The 15,948-nt window shown below is 63.9% G+C and carries 14 protein-coding genes; 7 read left to right on the forward strand and 7 right to left on the reverse strand.

Features of this window, described 5'->3' with window-relative positions:
• Window positions 1-25 precede the first annotated feature (25 nt).
• The 3 genes from AB3X89_RS26575 to AB3X89_RS26585 form a co-directional block, all read right to left on the reverse strand.
• Window positions 26-1,201, reverse strand: a complete 1,176-nt coding sequence (locus AB3X89_RS26575) for a DUF1501 domain-containing protein (RefSeq protein WP_368585943.1) — start codon at window positions 1,199-1,201, stop codon at window positions 26-28.
• Between the two features lie 160 nt (window positions 1,202-1,361).
• A complete protein-coding gene (locus AB3X89_RS26580) occupies window positions 1,362-1,553 on the reverse strand; it encodes a hypothetical protein (protein ID WP_368585944.1) in 192 nt (63 codons plus the stop codon).
• Between the two features lie 327 nt (window positions 1,554-1,880).
• The gene (locus AB3X89_RS26585) at window positions 1,881-2,207 is read right to left on the reverse strand and encodes a hypothetical protein (protein WP_176108610.1); all 327 of its coding nucleotides are present in this window, start codon (window positions 2,205-2,207) and stop codon (window positions 1,881-1,883) included.
• Between the two features lie 236 nt (window positions 2,208-2,443).
• Between AB3X89_RS26585 and ompR the strand changes: the two genes are divergently transcribed.
• The 3 genes from ompR to AB3X89_RS26600 all read left to right on the forward strand — a co-directional run bounded on the left by ompR (window position 2,444) and on the right by AB3X89_RS26600 (window position 5,289).
• Entirely contained in the window at window positions 2,444-3,169 is a 726-nt protein-coding gene (ompR, locus tag AB3X89_RS26590) for a two-component system response regulator OmpR (RefSeq protein ID WP_033379433.1), read from the forward strand.
• Between the two features lie 145 nt (window positions 3,170-3,314).
• Complete coding sequence (locus AB3X89_RS26595; protein ID WP_013089393.1) at window positions 3,315-4,664, forward strand: ATP-binding protein; 1,350 nt, start codon at window positions 3,315-3,317, stop codon at window positions 4,662-4,664.
• Between the two features lie 76 nt (window positions 4,665-4,740).
• Window positions 4,741-5,289, forward strand: a complete 549-nt coding sequence (locus AB3X89_RS26600) for a peroxiredoxin (protein WP_368585945.1) — start codon at window positions 4,741-4,743, stop codon at window positions 5,287-5,289.
• A 34-nt stretch (window positions 5,290-5,323) separates the two neighbouring features.
• Here AB3X89_RS26600 and ispF read toward each other — a convergent pair whose 3' ends face one another.
• Both ispF and ispD read right to left on the reverse strand, forming a co-directional pair.
• Window positions 5,324-5,803, reverse strand: coding sequence for a 2-C-methyl-D-erythritol 2,4-cyclodiphosphate synthase (gene ispF, locus AB3X89_RS26605; RefSeq protein ID WP_368585946.1), 480 nt, complete (start codon window positions 5,801-5,803; stop codon window positions 5,324-5,326).
• Window positions 5,804-5,880: 77 nt separating this feature from the next.
• On the reverse strand, window positions 5,881-6,594 hold the full coding sequence (gene ispD, locus AB3X89_RS26610; RefSeq protein WP_368585947.1) for a 2-C-methyl-D-erythritol 4-phosphate cytidylyltransferase: 714 nt from the start codon (window positions 6,592-6,594) through the stop codon (window positions 5,881-5,883).
• A gap of 119 nt (window positions 6,595-6,713) precedes the next feature.
• Here ispD and mfd point away from each other — a divergent pair, with 119 nt between their 5' ends.
• The 4 genes from mfd (at window position 6,714) to mscL (ending at window position 13,244) form a co-directional block, all read left to right on the forward strand.
• Window positions 6,714-10,193, forward strand: coding sequence for a transcription-repair coupling factor (mfd, locus tag AB3X89_RS26615; RefSeq protein ID WP_368585948.1), 3,480 nt, complete (start codon window positions 6,714-6,716; stop codon window positions 10,191-10,193).
• A 148-nt stretch (window positions 10,194-10,341) separates the two neighbouring features.
• Window positions 10,342-11,574 carry an acetylornithine deacetylase gene (gene argE / locus AB3X89_RS26620; RefSeq protein ID WP_368585949.1) on the forward strand — a complete coding sequence of 411 codons (1,233 nt, stop codon included), beginning with the start codon at window positions 10,342-10,344 and terminating at the stop codon, window positions 11,572-11,574.
• A gap of 89 nt (window positions 11,575-11,663) precedes the next feature.
• Window positions 11,664-12,698 (forward strand): threonine/serine dehydratase, encoded by a 1,035-nt coding sequence (locus tag AB3X89_RS26625; protein ID WP_176377838.1) that lies wholly within the window; start codon window positions 11,664-11,666, stop codon window positions 12,696-12,698.
• Window positions 12,699-12,797: 99 nt separating this feature from the next.
• Window positions 12,798-13,244 (forward strand): large conductance mechanosensitive channel protein MscL, encoded by a 447-nt coding sequence (gene mscL, locus AB3X89_RS26630; protein ID WP_368585950.1) that lies wholly within the window; start codon window positions 12,798-12,800, stop codon window positions 13,242-13,244.
• Window positions 13,245-13,369: 125 nt separating this feature from the next.
• On the opposite strand, the gene AB3X89_RS26635 is transcribed toward mscL, so the two are convergent.
• Complete coding sequence (locus AB3X89_RS26635) at window positions 13,370-15,343, reverse strand: response regulator (protein ID WP_368585951.1); 1,974 nt, start codon at window positions 15,341-15,343, stop codon at window positions 13,370-13,372.
• A 60-nt stretch (window positions 15,344-15,403) separates the two neighbouring features.
• Entirely contained in the window at window positions 15,404-15,895 is a 492-nt protein-coding gene (locus AB3X89_RS26640; protein WP_368585952.1) for a response regulator, read from the reverse strand.
• Window positions 15,896-15,948 lie beyond the last annotated feature (53 nt).

Consider the following 15,948-nt stretch of genomic DNA (forward strand, 5'->3'; position numbering starts at 1 on the left):
GGCGCGTCGATTCGCGCCCATCCGCTCACACCCGCAGCAACGGCAGCGGCTCGAACCGCTGCTGCAGAATCGTCGATGCGTCTAACCCCCACCAGGGCCCGAGCACTGTCGCATAAATGTGGCGAAAATCCACGCCGACCGGCAGGTTGCCATTTCCGTCGAGCCGCGCGAGCATCGGCGATACGCCATACAAACCGCCCCGCACGCGAGCACCCGTCACGAAGTGCGGCGCCACCGTGCCGTGGTCGGTGCCGTTGCTCTCATTCTCGCGCGGACGGCGCCCGAACTCCGCATACGTCATCACGAGCGTATCGCTCCAGCGGCCCAACTCGACGAGCGCGGCCTGCATCGCCATCATCCCTTCCGCGAAGTGTTGAAGCAATGCGGCGTGCTGTCCGCGCTGGTTCTGGTGCGTATCGAAACCGTTCAGCGTTAGCCGGATCACGGCCACGCCCTGGCCGCTCCACGGCGGTTCCATTCGCTTGCGTCCGGCCGCAACCATCCTCCGGCTGTCCGAAGCGGCCAGCACCTGCATCGCCGTTTTGATCGAACTGCCGAACGCGCCACCTGGAAACGCGGTCTTCAACTCAGGCACCGGCGTCGCGAGTCGCGATGCCCCGACGAACGGCGTGCGATTGACCAGCGCGATCGCGCGCGCGCCATTTGCGAGCGGCCCCATTTCGGCGCTGCCGATGACGACGCCGTCGGCAGCGAAATCGAAGGGCACCGGCTTCATCGCGAACGCGCGCGTAAGCCAGCCGTCCCGCAGATACTGATCGGCGCGCGACGCGGTATCCCAGATCTCGATCGACCGGAAATGCGACAGGTTCGGCTGCGCGTAGCCGACACCCTGCACGATCGCGAGTTGCCGGCTGCGCCACAACGGCATCAACAGCTGCAACGCGGGATGCAGCGCGGTGCGCTCGTCGAGCTGGATCATCTGTTCGCGTCTGATGCCGATGTTTTTGCGCAGCGTGTAGTACGCGGGATCGGAGAACGGGATCACGGTGTTCAAACCGTCGTTGCCGCCTTTGAGTTCGATCAGTATCAGCAGGTTGCTGTAACCACGCCCCCGCACGAACGGCGCTTTCGATTCATCCCCCCACTGCGCAGCGTTCGCGTCCTCTGCGCCGATCCCGCGACACAACCACAGCGATGCACCGGCGGCCGCGCTCATCGACAAAAAGCTGCGTCGTTCCATGCTGCACCTCGTCGTGATCATGATGGCGCGTGTCGGGCCGCCCGTTGCATATGCGCGAGCCAAATCGCGATGTCAAAGCGTACGCCACCCCGGCCATTGCGCGCCATGACGCGCTGCAGCGGCGGGCGGACCTGATTCGCGGCAAGCGCTGGCGCGCCATTCATGCGCGGCGCCCCTGCACTGCCGGTTGCGCGAACCAGTTGGTCGACGAACTGCCTGTGTGCGAGCAGCGTCGAGCTACTGATCCGCGACCGAACGCGCGAATCGGCGCGACGAACCGCGAGGTATCGTCGTAGCCGACATCGAATGCGCGCAACGCTCCGATCATGAACTCGACTGGCGGCGAAGGCATGTTCGACCCTCTCGCACTCAGCTTGCACGTAATAGTCCGTAACGCTGTTCGAGCCGCATTCGTTGCTCGCGACGCTGACCCGGCCTCCATGTGATGCGCTCGGCACGCATTGGAATCGGCTCGAACACCCAGTCGGAAGGCGGTGATTTCGCTTCGCTGCGGGAGCTTTCGCGCGACGCTCAACACACACGTTGAAATGGTTCGCCAACGCGGATCCATTACGAGTCACAACTCGAGCAGATGCTGGCGACTCAACGGAGCAGCGGATCAGGAAGTGGAAGCGGAAGGTGCAACAGGACTACTCATGCGACGATGCGCGCGCTGAGTTCAACGCTTGTACAACTCGCGCACGGCGTCTTCGATGTGCTGCCGCAGCAGCCGACGCTCTTCGGGCGTCATATGCCCGTCTCGGCGACGTTGATCGAGGTCAGGGGGAACCGCGGTACGCAACATCACGTCTGAAGCAGGGTGATCGATGCTCGGGTTGCGGTGGCTGGGTTTGCCATTGCCGGAGCGGGGCGCATGCTCGCTCGCCGCTCTATCCGCGGACGGCTGCGCATGGGCGAGCGTCGGGCCCAGTGTGCCTGCGAGCGTACCGGCAACCGCCAGTGCAATCACGCTCAGGCGCACATTTGGCCAAACCCCTCCCTTCATTTTGTTCCCTTCGTGGCGCGGCAACCGGCTACCTCAGATGCGTATACAAACCCCGGTAACAGCCGGGTACGAGAGTTTTGTCGAGTGAAGTATCCACCGAACAGCCGCATTCAGTAAAGGAGTCTAAACGCGCATACTTTACGTCGCGCCATACCGCGGGTAAATTTTGTAACTGACTGTAACCCCAGAAATGGTGTAACCGCGCACCACTTTCTAATCGCGCTAAGATGCCGACCATGGAAACCAAAAACCCTTCGAAAATCCTCGTCGTCGACGACGATCCACGCCTGCGCGATCTTCTGCGCCGCTACCTCGGTGAGCAGGGCTTTAACGTCTACGTCGCCGAAAATGCGCCGTCAATGAACAAGCTCTGGGTGCGCGAGCGCTTCGATCTGCTGGTGCTCGATCTGATGCTGCCCGGTGAGGACGGCCTGTCGATCTGCCGCCGTCTGCGCGGCAGCAACGACCGTACGCCGATCATCATGCTGACGGCCAAGGGTGAGGATGTCGATCGCATCGTCGGACTCGAGATGGGTGCCGACGACTACCTGCCCAAGCCGTTCAATCCGCGCGAACTGGTCGCGCGCATTCACGCGGTGCTGCGCCGTCAGTCGCCGTCCGAGTTGCCGGGCGCGCCGTCCGAGACCACCGAGGTTTTCGAGTTCGGTGAGTTCGCACTGAATCTCGCCACCCGCACGCTGACCAAGGCCGGCCAGGAAATTCCGCTTACCACCGGTGAATTCTCGGTGCTGAAGGTGTTCGCCCGTCATCCGCGTCAGCCGCTGTCGCGCGAAAAGCTGATGGAGCTCGCGCGCGGCCGCGAATACGAAGTCTTCGACCGCAGCCTCGACGTGCAGATTTCGCGTCTGCGCAAGCTGATCGAGCCGGATCCGGGCAGTCCGCGCTTCATTCAGACCGTGTGGGGCCTCGGCTACGTGTTCATTCCCGACGGCGCAGCCTGAGTTTGTGCTCCGTTTTCATGTCGACCAGAGTAGGCGTTTTAGCTGTCGATCAGAGTTCGCGCTTCAGTGCGTCACCTGGTCCCATGCAAAGCGCCTGCTTCGGTCCCATATAGTTTCTGTCTTTGACTCCAGATAAGAAGGGCCCATGCGGATCGACCGGCGCCTCCTGACGCTCGCGTTCGGCGGCCTTTTCTGGCGGACCTTTCTGCTGATCGCGCTGTTGATCGCAGTCAGTCTCGCCGCGTGGTTCCAGAGCTTTCGCGTGATCGAGCGGGAGCCGCGTGCGCAGCGCGTGGCTTTGCAACTCGTCGCGATCGTCAAACTCACGCGCACCGCACTCCTCTATTCCGATCCCGACCTGCGGCGCGCGCTGCTGCAGGATCTGGAGAGCAATGAAGGGGTGCGCGTGTACCCGCGCGAAGCCACCGACAAATACAAACTCCAGCCCGACGAATCGCTGAATCGTCTGATCGAGCACGACATCCGCGGCCGTCTCGGCGACGACACCGTGATCGCGCAGAGCGTCAACGACATCAACGGCGTATGGATCAGCTTCAAGATCGACGACGACGACTACTGGGTCGCGCTCGACCGCGATCAGCTCGATAACGCGACCGGCCTTCAGTGGGCCGGCTGGGGCGTGTTTGCGCTTGCGCTGTCGCTGTTCGGCGCGGCGTTCATCACGAGTCTGGTGAACCGGCCTTTTGCGCGTCTCGCGATGGCCGCGCGCCGGGTCGGCTCGGGGCAATCACCCGAGCCGCTCCCCGAGCGCGGCATGGGCGTCGCCGCCGAAACCAATCGAAGCTTCAACCAGATGGTGCGCGACCTCGAACAGCTCGAGGCCGATCGCGCGCTGATGCTCGCGGGCATCTCGCACGATCTGCGCACGCCGCTCGCGCGGCTGCGGCTCGAAACCGAAATGAGCCCGTCCGATCAGGCCACCAAGGACGCGATGGTCGACGACATCGAGCAGATGGACATGATCATCGGCCGCTTCCTCGACTACGCGCGTCCGGTGCAGCGCGTGCCGGAACCGGTCGACCTGTCGGTGATCGCAAGCGAGCTCGCCGCGCGGATGCAAAGCGAGGACAGCATGCGGCTGATCACACGGCTCGCTCCGTCGGCGGTGATCGAGGCCGATGAAACCGACATGCGCCGCGTGGTCGGTAATCTGCTCGAGAACGCCCGCAAATATGGTCTTAGCGACGGCGATGGTGTGCCACACGTGATTCTCGAAACGCGCGTGTCGCATTCGCGCGTCGAACTGTCGGTGGTCGACGAAGGCCCCGGCATTCCCGAAGACCAGCTCGCGCTCGTCACGCGGCCGTTCTATCGCGTGAATTCGGCGCGCACCCAGGCCAACGGCACGGGCCTCGGCATGGCGATCGTGCAGCGGCTCGTCGCGCGTTATCGCGGCGCGCTGCGGTTGCGCAACCGCTCGCCCGGACCTGGGCTTGAAGTGACGATCGAGTTTCCGCTCGCAAAGAGCGCGTGAGCCGACGGCGCGCGACACGGCGCGCCGTCGTGATTCGAAGCACGACGCTTTGTACGACTTCCGAAGGAGCCTTTGCATGAAAACCGTTGGCGACAAACTCGAAGCGTTCACCGTCATTGCCGCGAAACCGGGCTTCAATCATCACGAAGAACACGGCGTCTCGGCGTTCGAATACATCACCGATCAATCGTTTCCAGGCAAGTGGAAAATCATCTACTTCTATCCGAAGGATTTTTCGCTGATCTGCCCAACGGAAATCGTCGATTTCAGCAAGCTCGTCAAGGAGTTCGAGGACCGCGAGGCAGTGCTGCTCGGCGGCAGCGTCGACAATGAATACGTGAAGCTCGCGTGGCGCCGCGAGGACAAGGCGCTCGACAGGCTCAACCACTACTCGTTCGGCGACGTGAAAGGCGAGCTGATCGACCAGCTCGGCGTGCGCGACAAGGAGGCGGGTGTCGCGCTGCGCGCGACCTATATCGTCGATCCGGACAACACGATCCAGCACGTGTCGGTCAACAATCTATACGTGGGCCGTAATCCCCAGGAAGTGCTGCGCATCCTCGACGGCCTGCAAACGGACGAACTGTGTCCGAGCAATCGGACGATCGGCGGCGCGACGCTGTAAGCGGAACCGCCGGTCACTCAAACAAAAAGCCCTCTCAGTTCCTGACCAGCAACACCGCGGCCTGCGCCTCGATGCCCTCGCCGCGGCCGAGATACCCGAGCTTCTCGTTCGTCTTCGCCTTGACGTTCACGCGCTCGATCGGCAGGCCGAGGTCCGCCGCAATATTCGCGCGCATCCCTTCGATATGCGGCGCGAGCTTCGGCGCCTGCGCGATCACGCTGCTATCGACGTTGCCGATCGCAAAATCCGCCGCCTTCACGCGCGCCACGCATTCGCGCAACAGCACGCGGCTGTCGGCGCCGGCGAACTTCGCGTCGGTATCGGAGAAGTGGCGGCCGATATCGCCCAGCGCGGCCGCGCCGAACAGCGCGTCGGTGATCGCGTGCAGCAGCACGTCCGCGTCCGAGTGACCGAGCAGCCCACGCTCGTACGGAATCGTCACGCCGCCGATGATCAACGCGCGTCCCGGCACCAGCGCATGCACGTCGTAGCCTTGCCCAATTCTGAAATCCATATGCATCCTCAAGTGCTGAAGCTTTTAAAGCTTCTTTAAAGCCTTCTCAAATCTTTCTATTGAGCAAATACGAGGTATCACGAACCGCCGGCGCGGCTCAGAATCGCCTCGGCCAGATCGAAATCTTCCGGATACGTGACCTTGAAATTGCGCAGACTGCCTTGCACAAGCTTCGGCGCATGCCCCGACCATTCGATCGCGCTCGCTTCGTCGGTCAGATCGTGGCCGTCGGCCTGCGCGCGCAGGATCGCCTCGCGCAACATGCCGATGCGGAACATCTGCGGGGTCTGCGCCTGCCACAAGCCGTCGCGTGCCTCGGTACGGGCGATGCGGCCATCGGCCGACGCGCGGTCGATACGCTTTAATGTATCGGCGACCGGCAGCGCCATGATGCCGCCGACCGCGTCGTCCTTTAGCGTTCCGATCAGCGTGCGGATCAGCGCCGGCGTGATGCCGGGCCGGGCTGCGTCGTGCACGAGCACCCAATCGTCGTCGTGGGCGCCGAACTCGGCGAGCGCGTGCAGACCGTTGAGCACCGACGCCTGGCGCGACGCGCCGCCCACGCGCCGCACCGCGAAACGCAGATTGCCGAAGCGGCGCGCGTCGAAGTGCTGGTCGTCGGGCGCGATGACGACTAGCGTCTGCGTGAATTCGCTGCACGCGTCGAACGCGGCGAGCGAGTAGTGCAGCATGTCGCGGCCGGCGACAGTGCGGTATTGCTTGGGCATCGCGGCGCCGGAACGGCTGCCGGTGCCCGCGCACGGGATCAGGGCGAAGAGACGGGAAGTCACGAGTGCGGATGCCGCCAGGTCAAAGTAAAGGACGGATTTTATAATACGTCCTTCGCATTCACGCCCGTGGACGCGTAAACTTGGCCGTCGTGTGAGCCCCGAGCCGCTTTCTCTCCTTTATGCCAGACATCGCCGCAACCTCGCAGTCCTCCTCGCCCGTCGCGCTCGTCAAGGCCGGCCAGCGTTTCGCCTTCGACGGCACGCGCGGTTCGTCCGACGCGCTGCTGATCGCCCGCTACCATCTCAGCTATCGAGAGAAGATGCCGCTGCTGGCGGTGGTCTGCGAAAGCGCGGTCGACGCGCAGCGGCTGTCGCAGGAAATCGGCTTCTTCGCGCCCGACGCGCGCGTGCGCCTGCTGCCCGACTGGGAAACGCTGCCTTACGACACGTTTTCGCCGCACCAGGACCTCGTGTCCGAGCGTCTCGCGACGCTGCACGATCTCGGCGAAGGCCGCTGCGACATCCTGCTCGTGCCGGCCACGACGGCCTTGTACCGGATGCCGCCGGCGTCGTTCCTCGCCGCCTACACGTTCTCGTTCTCGCAGGGCGAGCGGCTCGACGAAGCGAAGCTGAAGGCGCAGCTGACGCTCGCCGGCTACGAGCACGTGAGCCAGGTCGTGCGTCCCGGCGAATACTGCGTGCGCGGCTCGCTGCTCGATCTGTTCCCGATGGGCTCCCCGCTGCCCTACCGGATCGACCTGTTCGACGACCAGGTCGACTCGATCCGCGCGTTCGACCCCGACACGCAGCGCAGCCTCTATCCGGTCAAGGACGTGCGTCTGCTGCCGGGCCGCGAATTCCCGTTCGACGAAGCCGCGCGCACCGCATTCCGCAGCCGCTGGCGCGAGACCTTCGAGGGCGATCCGAGCCGCGCGTCGATCTATAAAGACATCGGCAACGGCGTGCCGTCGGCGGGCATCGAATACTATCTGCCGCTGTTCTTCGAGGAAACGGCCACCCTCTTCCATTACCTGCCCGACGGTTCGCAGCTCGCGTTCGTCGGCGATCTGGACGCGGCGATCCGGCGCTTCACCAACGACACCAAGCAGCGCTTCAACTTCCTGTCGCACGACCGCGACCGGCCGATTCTCGAACCGCAGAAGCTGTTCCTGTCGGACGAGGATTTCTTCACGTTCGCGAAGCCGTTCGCACGTCTCGTGCTGCCCAGCAACGGCGGCGGCGCCTGGTCGATCGCTTTGCCGAACCTCGCGATCGACCGTCACGCCGACGACCCTGTCTCGGCATTGCGCGCGTACCTGAGCACGACGCCGAACCGCGTGCTGTTTGCCGCAGAATCGGCGGGCCGCCGCGAGACGCTGCTGCAACTGCTCGCCGACAACCAGCTGAAGCCCGCCTCGGCCGACAGCTTCGCCGACTGGCTCAAGAGTGATGCGCCGTTCTCGCTCGGCGTCGCGCCGCTCGCGAACGGCTTCGCGGTGCCGGGCGACGGCATCGCAATCATCACCGAAACCGAGCTGTACGGACCGCTCGCGCGCCGCGCGGGACGCCGCCGCCAGGAACAGGCGAGCAACGTCGATTCGATGGTGCGCGATCTGTCCGAGCTGAAGGTCGGCGATCCGGTGGTCCATTCGCAGCACGGTATCGGCCGCTACATGGGTCTCGTGACGATGGACCTCGGCGAAGGCGAAACCGAGTTCCTGCACCTCGAATACGCGGGCGACAGCAAGCTCTACGTGCCGGTCGCGCAATTGCACGTGATCTCGCGCTACAGCGGCGCCGATCCGGAAAGCGCGCCGCTGCACTCGCTGGGTTCGGGCCAGTGGGAAAAGGCCAAACGCAAGGCCGCGCAGCAGATCCGCGACACCGCCGCCGAACTGCTCAACCTGTACGCGCGCCGCGCCGCCCGCGAAGGCCACGCGTTCGCGCTCGAACCGAAGGACTATGTGAAGTTCGCCGAGAGCTTCGGCTTCGAGGAGACGCCGGACCAGGCCGCCGCGATCGCGGCCGTGATCGGCGACATGACGGGCGGCAAGCCGATGGACCGGCTCGTGTGCGGCGACGTCGGCTTCGGCAAGACCGAGGTCGCGCTGCGCGCGGCGTTCATCGCGGTGATGGGCGGCAAGCAGGTCGCGCTGCTGTCGCCCACCACGCTGCTCGCCGAACAGCACACGCAAACCTTCAGTGACCGCTTCTCCGACTGGCCGGTGCGCATCGCCGAGCTGTCGCGCTTCAAGTCGACCAAGGAAGTGAACGCGGCGATCCAGCAGATCAACGAAGGTTCGGTCGACATCGTGATCGGCACGCACAAGCTGCTGTCGTCCGATGTGCAGTTCAAGCGGCTCGGGCTCGTGATCATCGACGAGGAGCATCGCTTCGGCGTGCGTCAGAAGGAAGCGCTGAAGGCGCTGCGCGCGGAAGTCGACGTGCTGACGCTGACCGCGACGCCGATTCCGCGCACGCTCGGCATGGCGCTCGAAGGCCTGCGCGACTTCTCGGTGATCGCAACGGCGCCGCAAAAACGCCTTGCGATCAAGACCTTCGTGCGGCGCGAGGAAGACAGCGTGATTCGCGAAGCGATGCTGCGCGAGCTGAAGCGCGGCGGCCAGGTCTACTTCCTGCACAACGAAGTCGAGACGATCGAGAACCGCCGGCAGATGCTCGAAGCACTCGTGCCCGAAGCGCGCATCGCGGTCGCGCACGGCCAGATGCACGAGCGCGAACTGGAACGGGTGATGCGCGACTTCGTCGCGCAACGTGCGAACGTGCTGCTGTGCACGACGATCATCGAAACCGGCATCGACGTGCCGAGCGCGAACACGATCCTGATCCATCGCGCCGACAAGTTCGGTCTCGCGCAATTGCATCAGCTGCGGGGCCGCGTCGGCCGCTCGCATCACCAGGCGTATTCATATCTGCTCGTGCATGATCCGCAGGGGCTCACCAAGCAGGCGCAACGACGGCTCGAAGCAATCCAGCAGATGGAGGAACTCGGCTCGGGCTTCTATCTCGCGATGCACGACCTCGAGATTCGAGGCACCGGCGAGGTGCTCGGCGACAAGCAGTCGGGCGAGATTCACGAGATCGGCTTCCAGCTTTATACCGACATGCTCAATGACGCGGTGAAGGCGCTGAAGAACGGCAAGGAACCGGACCTCACCGCGCCGCTCGCGGCGACCACCGAGATCAACCTGCATTCGCCAGCGATCCTGCCGTCGGACTATTGCGGCGACGTGCAGGAACGTCTGTCGCTGTACAAGCGCCTCGCGAACTGCGAACACAGCGATTCGATCGACGGCATCCAGGAGGAGCTGATCGACCGCTTCGGCAAGCTGCCGCCGCAGGCGCATGCGCTGGTGGAGACGCATCGTCTGCGGCTCGCCGCGAAACCGCTCGGCATTTCGAAGATCGATGCCGGCGAAGCGGTGATCGGCCTGCAGTTCATCCCTAATCCGCCCGTCGACGCGATGCGGATCATCGAGATGGTGCAGAAGCACAAGCACATCAAGCTCGCAGGTCAGGACAAGCTGCGTATCGAAACGCGCAGCCCGGATCTCGCGGTGCGCGTCGCGACGGTCAAGGAGACCTTGCGCGCGCTCGGTTCGCCGAGCCGCGGCACGGCGGCGGCGCCCGCGCGCTGAGGGCCCTGAAGCAGCAATAAAACGGGGGGACGTCCCCCGTTTTTTGCATCGATGCTGCGCTGCGCCAACGCACGGCGGACTTTTTGGCTACCTTACCAAAATGCAATATGGGATATGATCGATAGACACAAAATGATGGAGTCATGTCATGTCTCACGTCGCTGAAACAGCGCAATCGTCGCAGTCGTCCGCCTCCTCCGCTGCTCCCGCTTCTCCGGTATCTCTGCCCTGGGTCACCCGTCTCGTGTCGATGGACACGGTGAGCCGCAATCCGAATCTCGGCCTGATCGAAACCGTGCGCGACGAACTGCGCGCGGTCGGTATCGACGCGACGCTGACGCACGGCAAGGGCGGCAAATGGGCGAACCTGTTCGCGACGATTCCCGCGCACGATGGCGAAACGAACGGCGGCGTCGTGCTGTCGGGCCATACGGACGTCGTGCCAGCGGACGGCCAGCAATGGGACAGCGATCCGTTCAAGCCTGAAATTCGCGGCGACAAGCTCTACGGCCGCGGCACCTGCGACATGAAGGGTTTCATCGGCGCGGCGCTCGCGCTGGTGCCGGACATGCAGCGTACCAGGCTCGCGAAACCGATCCACTTCGCGCTGTCGTTCGACGAGGAAGTCGGCTGCGTCGGCGCGCCGCTGATGATCGCCGATCTGATGAAGCGCGGCGTGAAGCCGGACGGCTGTATCGTCGGCGAGCCGACCAGCATGCGCCCGATCATCGCGCACAAGGGCATCAACGCGTATCAGTGCTGCGTGCGCGGCCAGGCCGCGCATTCGTCGCTGACGCCGAAGGGCTTGAACGCGATCGAGTACGCGGCGCGCCTGATCTGCTACATCCGCGACATGGCCGACCAGTTCCGCGCGCAAGGCCCGTTCGACGAACTGTACGACGTGCCATTCAGCACCGCGCAGACCAGCACGATCACGGGCGGCAACGCGATCAACACGGTGCCGGCCGAATGCCAGTTCCAGTTCGAATTCCGCAATCTGCCGACGCTCGATCCCGAGCAGATCTTCGCGCGCATCGACAGCTACGCGCGCGACACGCTGCTGCCGAAAATGCTGCGCGAGCATCCATCCGCCGCGATCGAGATCACGAAGATCGCCGCGGCACCCGGACTTGATTCGTCTGAGCAGGCCGCGATCACGCAACTCGTGCGCGCGCTGACGGCCGACCAGGACAAGCGCAAGGTTGCGTACGGCACCGAGGCAGGCCTGTTTTCGAACGCGGGGATTCCGAGCATCGTCTGCGGTCCCGGCGACATCCAGCAGGCGCACAAGGCGAACGAATTCGTCGAGCTCGAGCAGCTCGTCGCATGCGAGCGCTTCCTGCGCAAGTTCATTCACAGCATGTCGGTCGACGCCGCTTAGCCCGTCTCGTTGCAGCGGCGCGCAGCCGCGGTGAACCTGCGCGCCGCGCCACGGGTCTGAGCGACATCGACGACTCCGGAGCGACCGCCATGTCCAGCGCCATGCAGCAGCACACGGATCACACGATCGACGGCGAGCCGATCCCTACGCTCGACGACATCGCCGCGCAGCATTTCGCATTGACGCCGTGGGTCGCGCGCACGCCGGTGTTCGACCGGCTCGACTTCTCGTCGCTGCGCGGCACCGTCGTCAATTTCAAGTTCGAACTCTTGCAGGCGGGCGGCAGCTTCAAGGCGCGCGGCGCCTTCACCAACCTGCTCGCGCTCGACGACGCGCAGAAGAGCGCTGGCGTGACCTGCGTGTCGGGCGGCAATCACGCGGTGGCGGTCGCTTATGCGGCGATGCGGCTCGGCGTCAGCGCGAAGGTCGTGCTGTTCAGCGCGGCGAACCCGGCGCGCGTCGCGTTGTGCCGTGCATACGGCGCCGACATCGTCTATGCCGAAGATCTCGCCGAAGCGTTCGAACTGGTGCGACGCATCGAGGCCGAGGAAGGCCGTTATTTCGTGCATCCGTTCAACGGTTATCGCACGGTGCTCGGCTCGGCGACGCTCGGCTACGAATGGGCGACGCAAACCCCCGACCTCGAAGCGGTGATCGTGCCGATCGGCGGCGGCGGACTCGCGGCCGGCGTTTCCACCGCGCTGCGGCTCGCGAATCCGAACATACACGTGTACGGCGTCGAACCCGAAGGCTCGGATGTGATGAGCAAGAGTTTTGCCGCCAACCATACGGTCCGAATGGGCCATATGTACAGCATCGCTGATTCGCTGATGTCGCCGCATACCGAGCAATACAGCTACGAGTTGTGCCGCCGCCATATCGATCGGCTCGTCACGGTGTCCGACGATCAGTTGCGCGAAGCGATGCTGATCCTGTTCAATCAGCTCAAGCTCGCGGTCGAGCCGGCTTGCGCGGCCGCCACCGCAGCCTTGCTCGGACCGTTGCGCGAACAGTTGCAGGGCAAACGCGTCGGCGTACTGCTGTGCGGCGCGAACATCGACCCGGTCAGTTTTGCCGCGCATCTGGAGCGTGCGCGTCATGGCGAGTCACAGTTTCCTCATTAACGACGCGCGGCGAATGCACTTGTTGCGTCAGGACCAAAGCACTAGCCTATCCGCTTCAGGTTGGTATGATTCGGCTATTCATATCAGGGAGGTGTGTGTATGAGCATGATCCAGGAATTTAAAGAATTTGCCCTCAAAGGCAATGTGATGGATCTGGCGGTCGGTGTGATTATTGGCGGCGCATTTTCCACCATTGTCAATTCCGTGGTTAAAGACCTGATCATGCCGGTCGTCGGGCTCGCTACCGGCGGCTTCGATTTCTCCAATCTGTTCGTTCGCCTCGGTCATATTCCGCCGACTTACAAAGGCAACCCCGAATCGTATAAAGACCTGCAGACGGCCGGCGTGGCGGTGTTCGGTTACGGCTCGTTCATTACCGCGACGATCAATTTCATCATTCTCGCGTTCATCATCTTTCTGATGGTCAAGTTCATCAACAAACTGCGCAAGGAGCCGCAAGCTGCTCCGGCGGAACCGCCGCCGACGCCGGAAGATGTGCTGCTGCTGCGCGAGATCCGCGATTCGCTAAAAAACCAGCAGCGTTAATTGTTAAATAAAGCTCGGTTTCAAACACCCGAGTCGGTGAAATAAAAAAGGCCTGTTGCGACTCACTTCGCCACAGGCCTTTGTCTTTTTCACTTTGCTTTCAGCGCACTGCCCTTTATCGCGCTTCACGCATTCTTTTGCGCCTTCAATTGCGCGGCGCTTTCGATCATCGCTTCGAGCTGGCCGAAATTGACAGGCTTCGTCAGATGCGAAGTAAAGCCCGCACTCAAACAACGGCGCACGTCCTCGTCGGTGCCGAAGCCGGTCAATGCGACGGCTGGCACGTCGGAACGTTCGCGAAACGCCTCGATGAAATCGAGGCCGGTGCCATCGGGCAACCCGACATCGCTGACGACCAGATCGAAGCTCTGCAACTGCGTCGCCGCAAGCGCATCGTCGATGCGCCCGACCACCGTCACCTGATGACCCAAGCCGCGCATCAATTGGGCCATCACGTCGGCGGTATCAGCATGATCCTCGATCAGCAGCACGGTCAGCGAACTCGCCGGCTGCACGGTGCTCGGCACGATGACCGGCGGCGCGGCGGCCGGCGCGGCCGCGGTCGGCAGCGTGATCGTGAAGGTCGCGCCGCAATGCGGTCCTGGACTCTGCGCGGTCACGGTTCCGCCGTGCACGTCGGTCAGCGCCTTCGTGATCGCGAGACCGAGACCCAGCCCGCCGAACTGTCGCGTCATGCTCTGGTCGCCCTGCTCGAACGCGTTGAACAGCTTGCCGATCTGCTCCGGCTCGATGCCGATGCCGGTGTCTTCGACCGAGATTTGCACCTGCATGCGTTCGTCGCGCGTGCGGACATAGATGTGGCCGCCGTCCGGCGTGAACTTCGCGGCATTGCGAATCAGGTTCCACAGCATCTGTTGCAGACGCGCGCGATCGGCGAGCACGTAGTGATGCGTCGCGCGCTTGTCGACATGCACGTCCTGCTGCTTGACCTGGATTTCGCTGCGAAAGAGTTCGAGCACGCTGTCGATCACGTCGTGCACGTCGACGGTTTCCAGCGACAGCCGCAGCTTGCCGTTCGCGACGCGCGTCAGATCGAGCAGATCGTCGATCAGCCGCGCCTCCAGCTCGACGTTGCGGCGGATCATCCGCACGCTCGCGCGCGCCTGCTCGGGCAGATCGGAAATCATCTCGAGCACGCTCGCGCCCGCCAGCACCGGCGTGAGCGGCGTGCGCAATTCGTGCGACAGCATCGCGAGAAAGCGGTCCTTCGCGCGGTTCGCTTCTTCGGCGGCCTGGCGCGCGGCCTGCTCGGACTCGAGCAGCCGCTCGCGCTCCTCGATCGCCTCGCGCTGCGAGTGAATGTCGGTACAACTGCCGAACCATTTGCTGACGTTGCCATCGGCATCGCGCAACGCGACCACGCGCATATCGAACCAGCGGTACTCGCCGTCGTGGCGGCGAATCCGCATCTCGTGCCGATAGTCGCCGTCGCGGCTCGCCACGGCTTTGAGCCAGCTTTGCCGGATCTGCTCGCGATCGTCGGGATGCACGGCGTCGAGCCACGCAAGACCATGCGAGCTGTGTTCGGGCAAGCCGGTGTAGTCGTGCCATTGCTTCGACAGGAAGTCGCAATCACCGGCCGCATCGCAGGTCAGCACCAGGTGCGGCAAGGTCTCCGACAGCGTGCGGTAATGCAGCTCGCGATCGCGCAGCAGCAGCGCTTCGTCGGACGCGCGTTGCAGCCGCACCTGCGACAGCACGCGCTCCACGGCCTCCGGCAGATAGTCGAGATAGTCGCCCGACTTCGGCACCACGTCGGACACGCCCGCGCGCAGCGCTTCGATCACGCGCGACTCGTCGGTGAAGCCGGTCACGAGGATCGCCGGAATGCGCACGCCCTCCGCGCGCAGACGCCGGAAGAAATCGAGCCCGGTCTCCGGCCCGTTCAACTGATAGTCGAGCACCAGCAGATCGAGGCCGCCACCCGCGAGCCGCTCGCGGGCCGCCTCGACACCGGCGCAGATCGCCACCCGGCAACCGGCGCGTTCGAGCGACTTGCGCGCGAGCCGCAGGATGCCCTCGTCGTCATCGACGACGAGCACGTAAGCGGCATGCGGCGTGGACACTTCTTCGGTCATGCAGAATGCTCTGTGGCTAAGGTCAGTGCTTATGTTGTCATGAACGGCTTTCGGACGCCTTCAGGCCGGCGCGAGCCGATGCCCCGGCGGCAGCTTGACCACTTGCAGAAAAAAGCCCAGCCGGCGCACGGCTTCGACGAACGTATCGTATTCGACCGGCTTGCAGACGTAGACGTTGCAGCCGAGTTCGTAGCAGCGCGCGATTTCGCGCGGATCGTCGGTGGTGGTCAGCACGATCACGGGCACGGCGGCGGTCTCGGGGTCTTTCTTCAGACGCCGCAACACCTCGAAGCCGTCGACGCACGGCATCTTCAGATCGAGCAGCACGACGAAATTCGCCAGATTCTGGCGCGGCGGATACGGCTGGCCGTCGGTGTCGGTCAATGTCTCAGCGGACGCGGGGCCGAAGAAGTAATCGAGCGCCTGCTGGCCGTCGCGAAAGCGCACGAAGCCGTTCGAAATGCCGGCACGGCGCAGATTCCGCTCGACGAGCGTCGCGTGGCCGTCGTCGTCTTCGATCAGAACGATGCTGACCGTTTGCGCGTGATTCATAGGCTCTCCGTGCCAACGATTCGTCATCCATGCCCGCGCCGGCATGCGCGCCG

Source organism: Paraburkholderia sp. BR14320, assembly GCF_040948665.1.
GTDB classification, from domain to species: domain Bacteria; phylum Pseudomonadota; class Gammaproteobacteria; order Burkholderiales; family Burkholderiaceae; genus Paraburkholderia; species Paraburkholderia youngii.

Bases quoted from the DNA above. Each gene is read 5' to 3' on its own strand.
- AB3X89_RS26575 (WP_368585943.1), bottom strand. From the start codon at position 1,201: ATGGAACGACGCAGCTTTTTGTCGATGAGCGCGGCCGCCGGTGCATCG.
- AB3X89_RS26580 (WP_368585944.1), bottom strand. From the start codon at position 1,553: ATGCCTTCGCCGCCAGTCGAGTTCATGATCGGAGCGTTGCGCGCATTC.
- AB3X89_RS26585 (WP_176108610.1), bottom strand. From the start codon at position 2,207: ATGAAGGGAGGGGTTTGGCCAAATGTGCGCCTGAGCGTGATTGCACTG.
- ompR (WP_033379433.1), top strand. From the start codon at position 2,444: ATGGAAACCAAAAACCCTTCGAAAATCCTCGTCGTCGACGACGATCCA.
- AB3X89_RS26595 (WP_013089393.1), top strand. From the start codon at position 3,315: ATGCGGATCGACCGGCGCCTCCTGACGCTCGCGTTCGGCGGCCTTTTC.
- AB3X89_RS26600 (WP_368585945.1), top strand. From the start codon at position 4,741: ATGAAAACCGTTGGCGACAAACTCGAAGCGTTCACCGTCATTGCCGCG.
- ispF (WP_368585946.1), bottom strand. From the start codon at position 5,803: ATGGATTTCAGAATTGGGCAAGGCTACGACGTGCATGCGCTGGTGCCG.
- mfd (WP_368585948.1), top strand. From the start codon at position 6,714: ATGCCAGACATCGCCGCAACCTCGCAGTCCTCCTCGCCCGTCGCGCTC.
- argE (WP_368585949.1), top strand. From the start codon at position 10,342: ATGTCTCACGTCGCTGAAACAGCGCAATCGTCGCAGTCGTCCGCCTCC.
- AB3X89_RS26625 (WP_176377838.1), top strand. From the start codon at position 11,664: ATGTCCAGCGCCATGCAGCAGCACACGGATCACACGATCGACGGCGAG.
- mscL (WP_368585950.1), top strand. From the start codon at position 12,798: ATGAGCATGATCCAGGAATTTAAAGAATTTGCCCTCAAAGGCAATGTG.
- AB3X89_RS26635 (WP_368585951.1), bottom strand. From the start codon at position 15,343: ATGACCGAAGAAGTGTCCACGCCGCATGCCGCTTACGTGCTCGTCGTC.
- AB3X89_RS26640 (WP_368585952.1), bottom strand. From the start codon at position 15,895: ATGAATCACGCGCAAACGGTCAGCATCGTTCTGATCGAAGACGACGAC.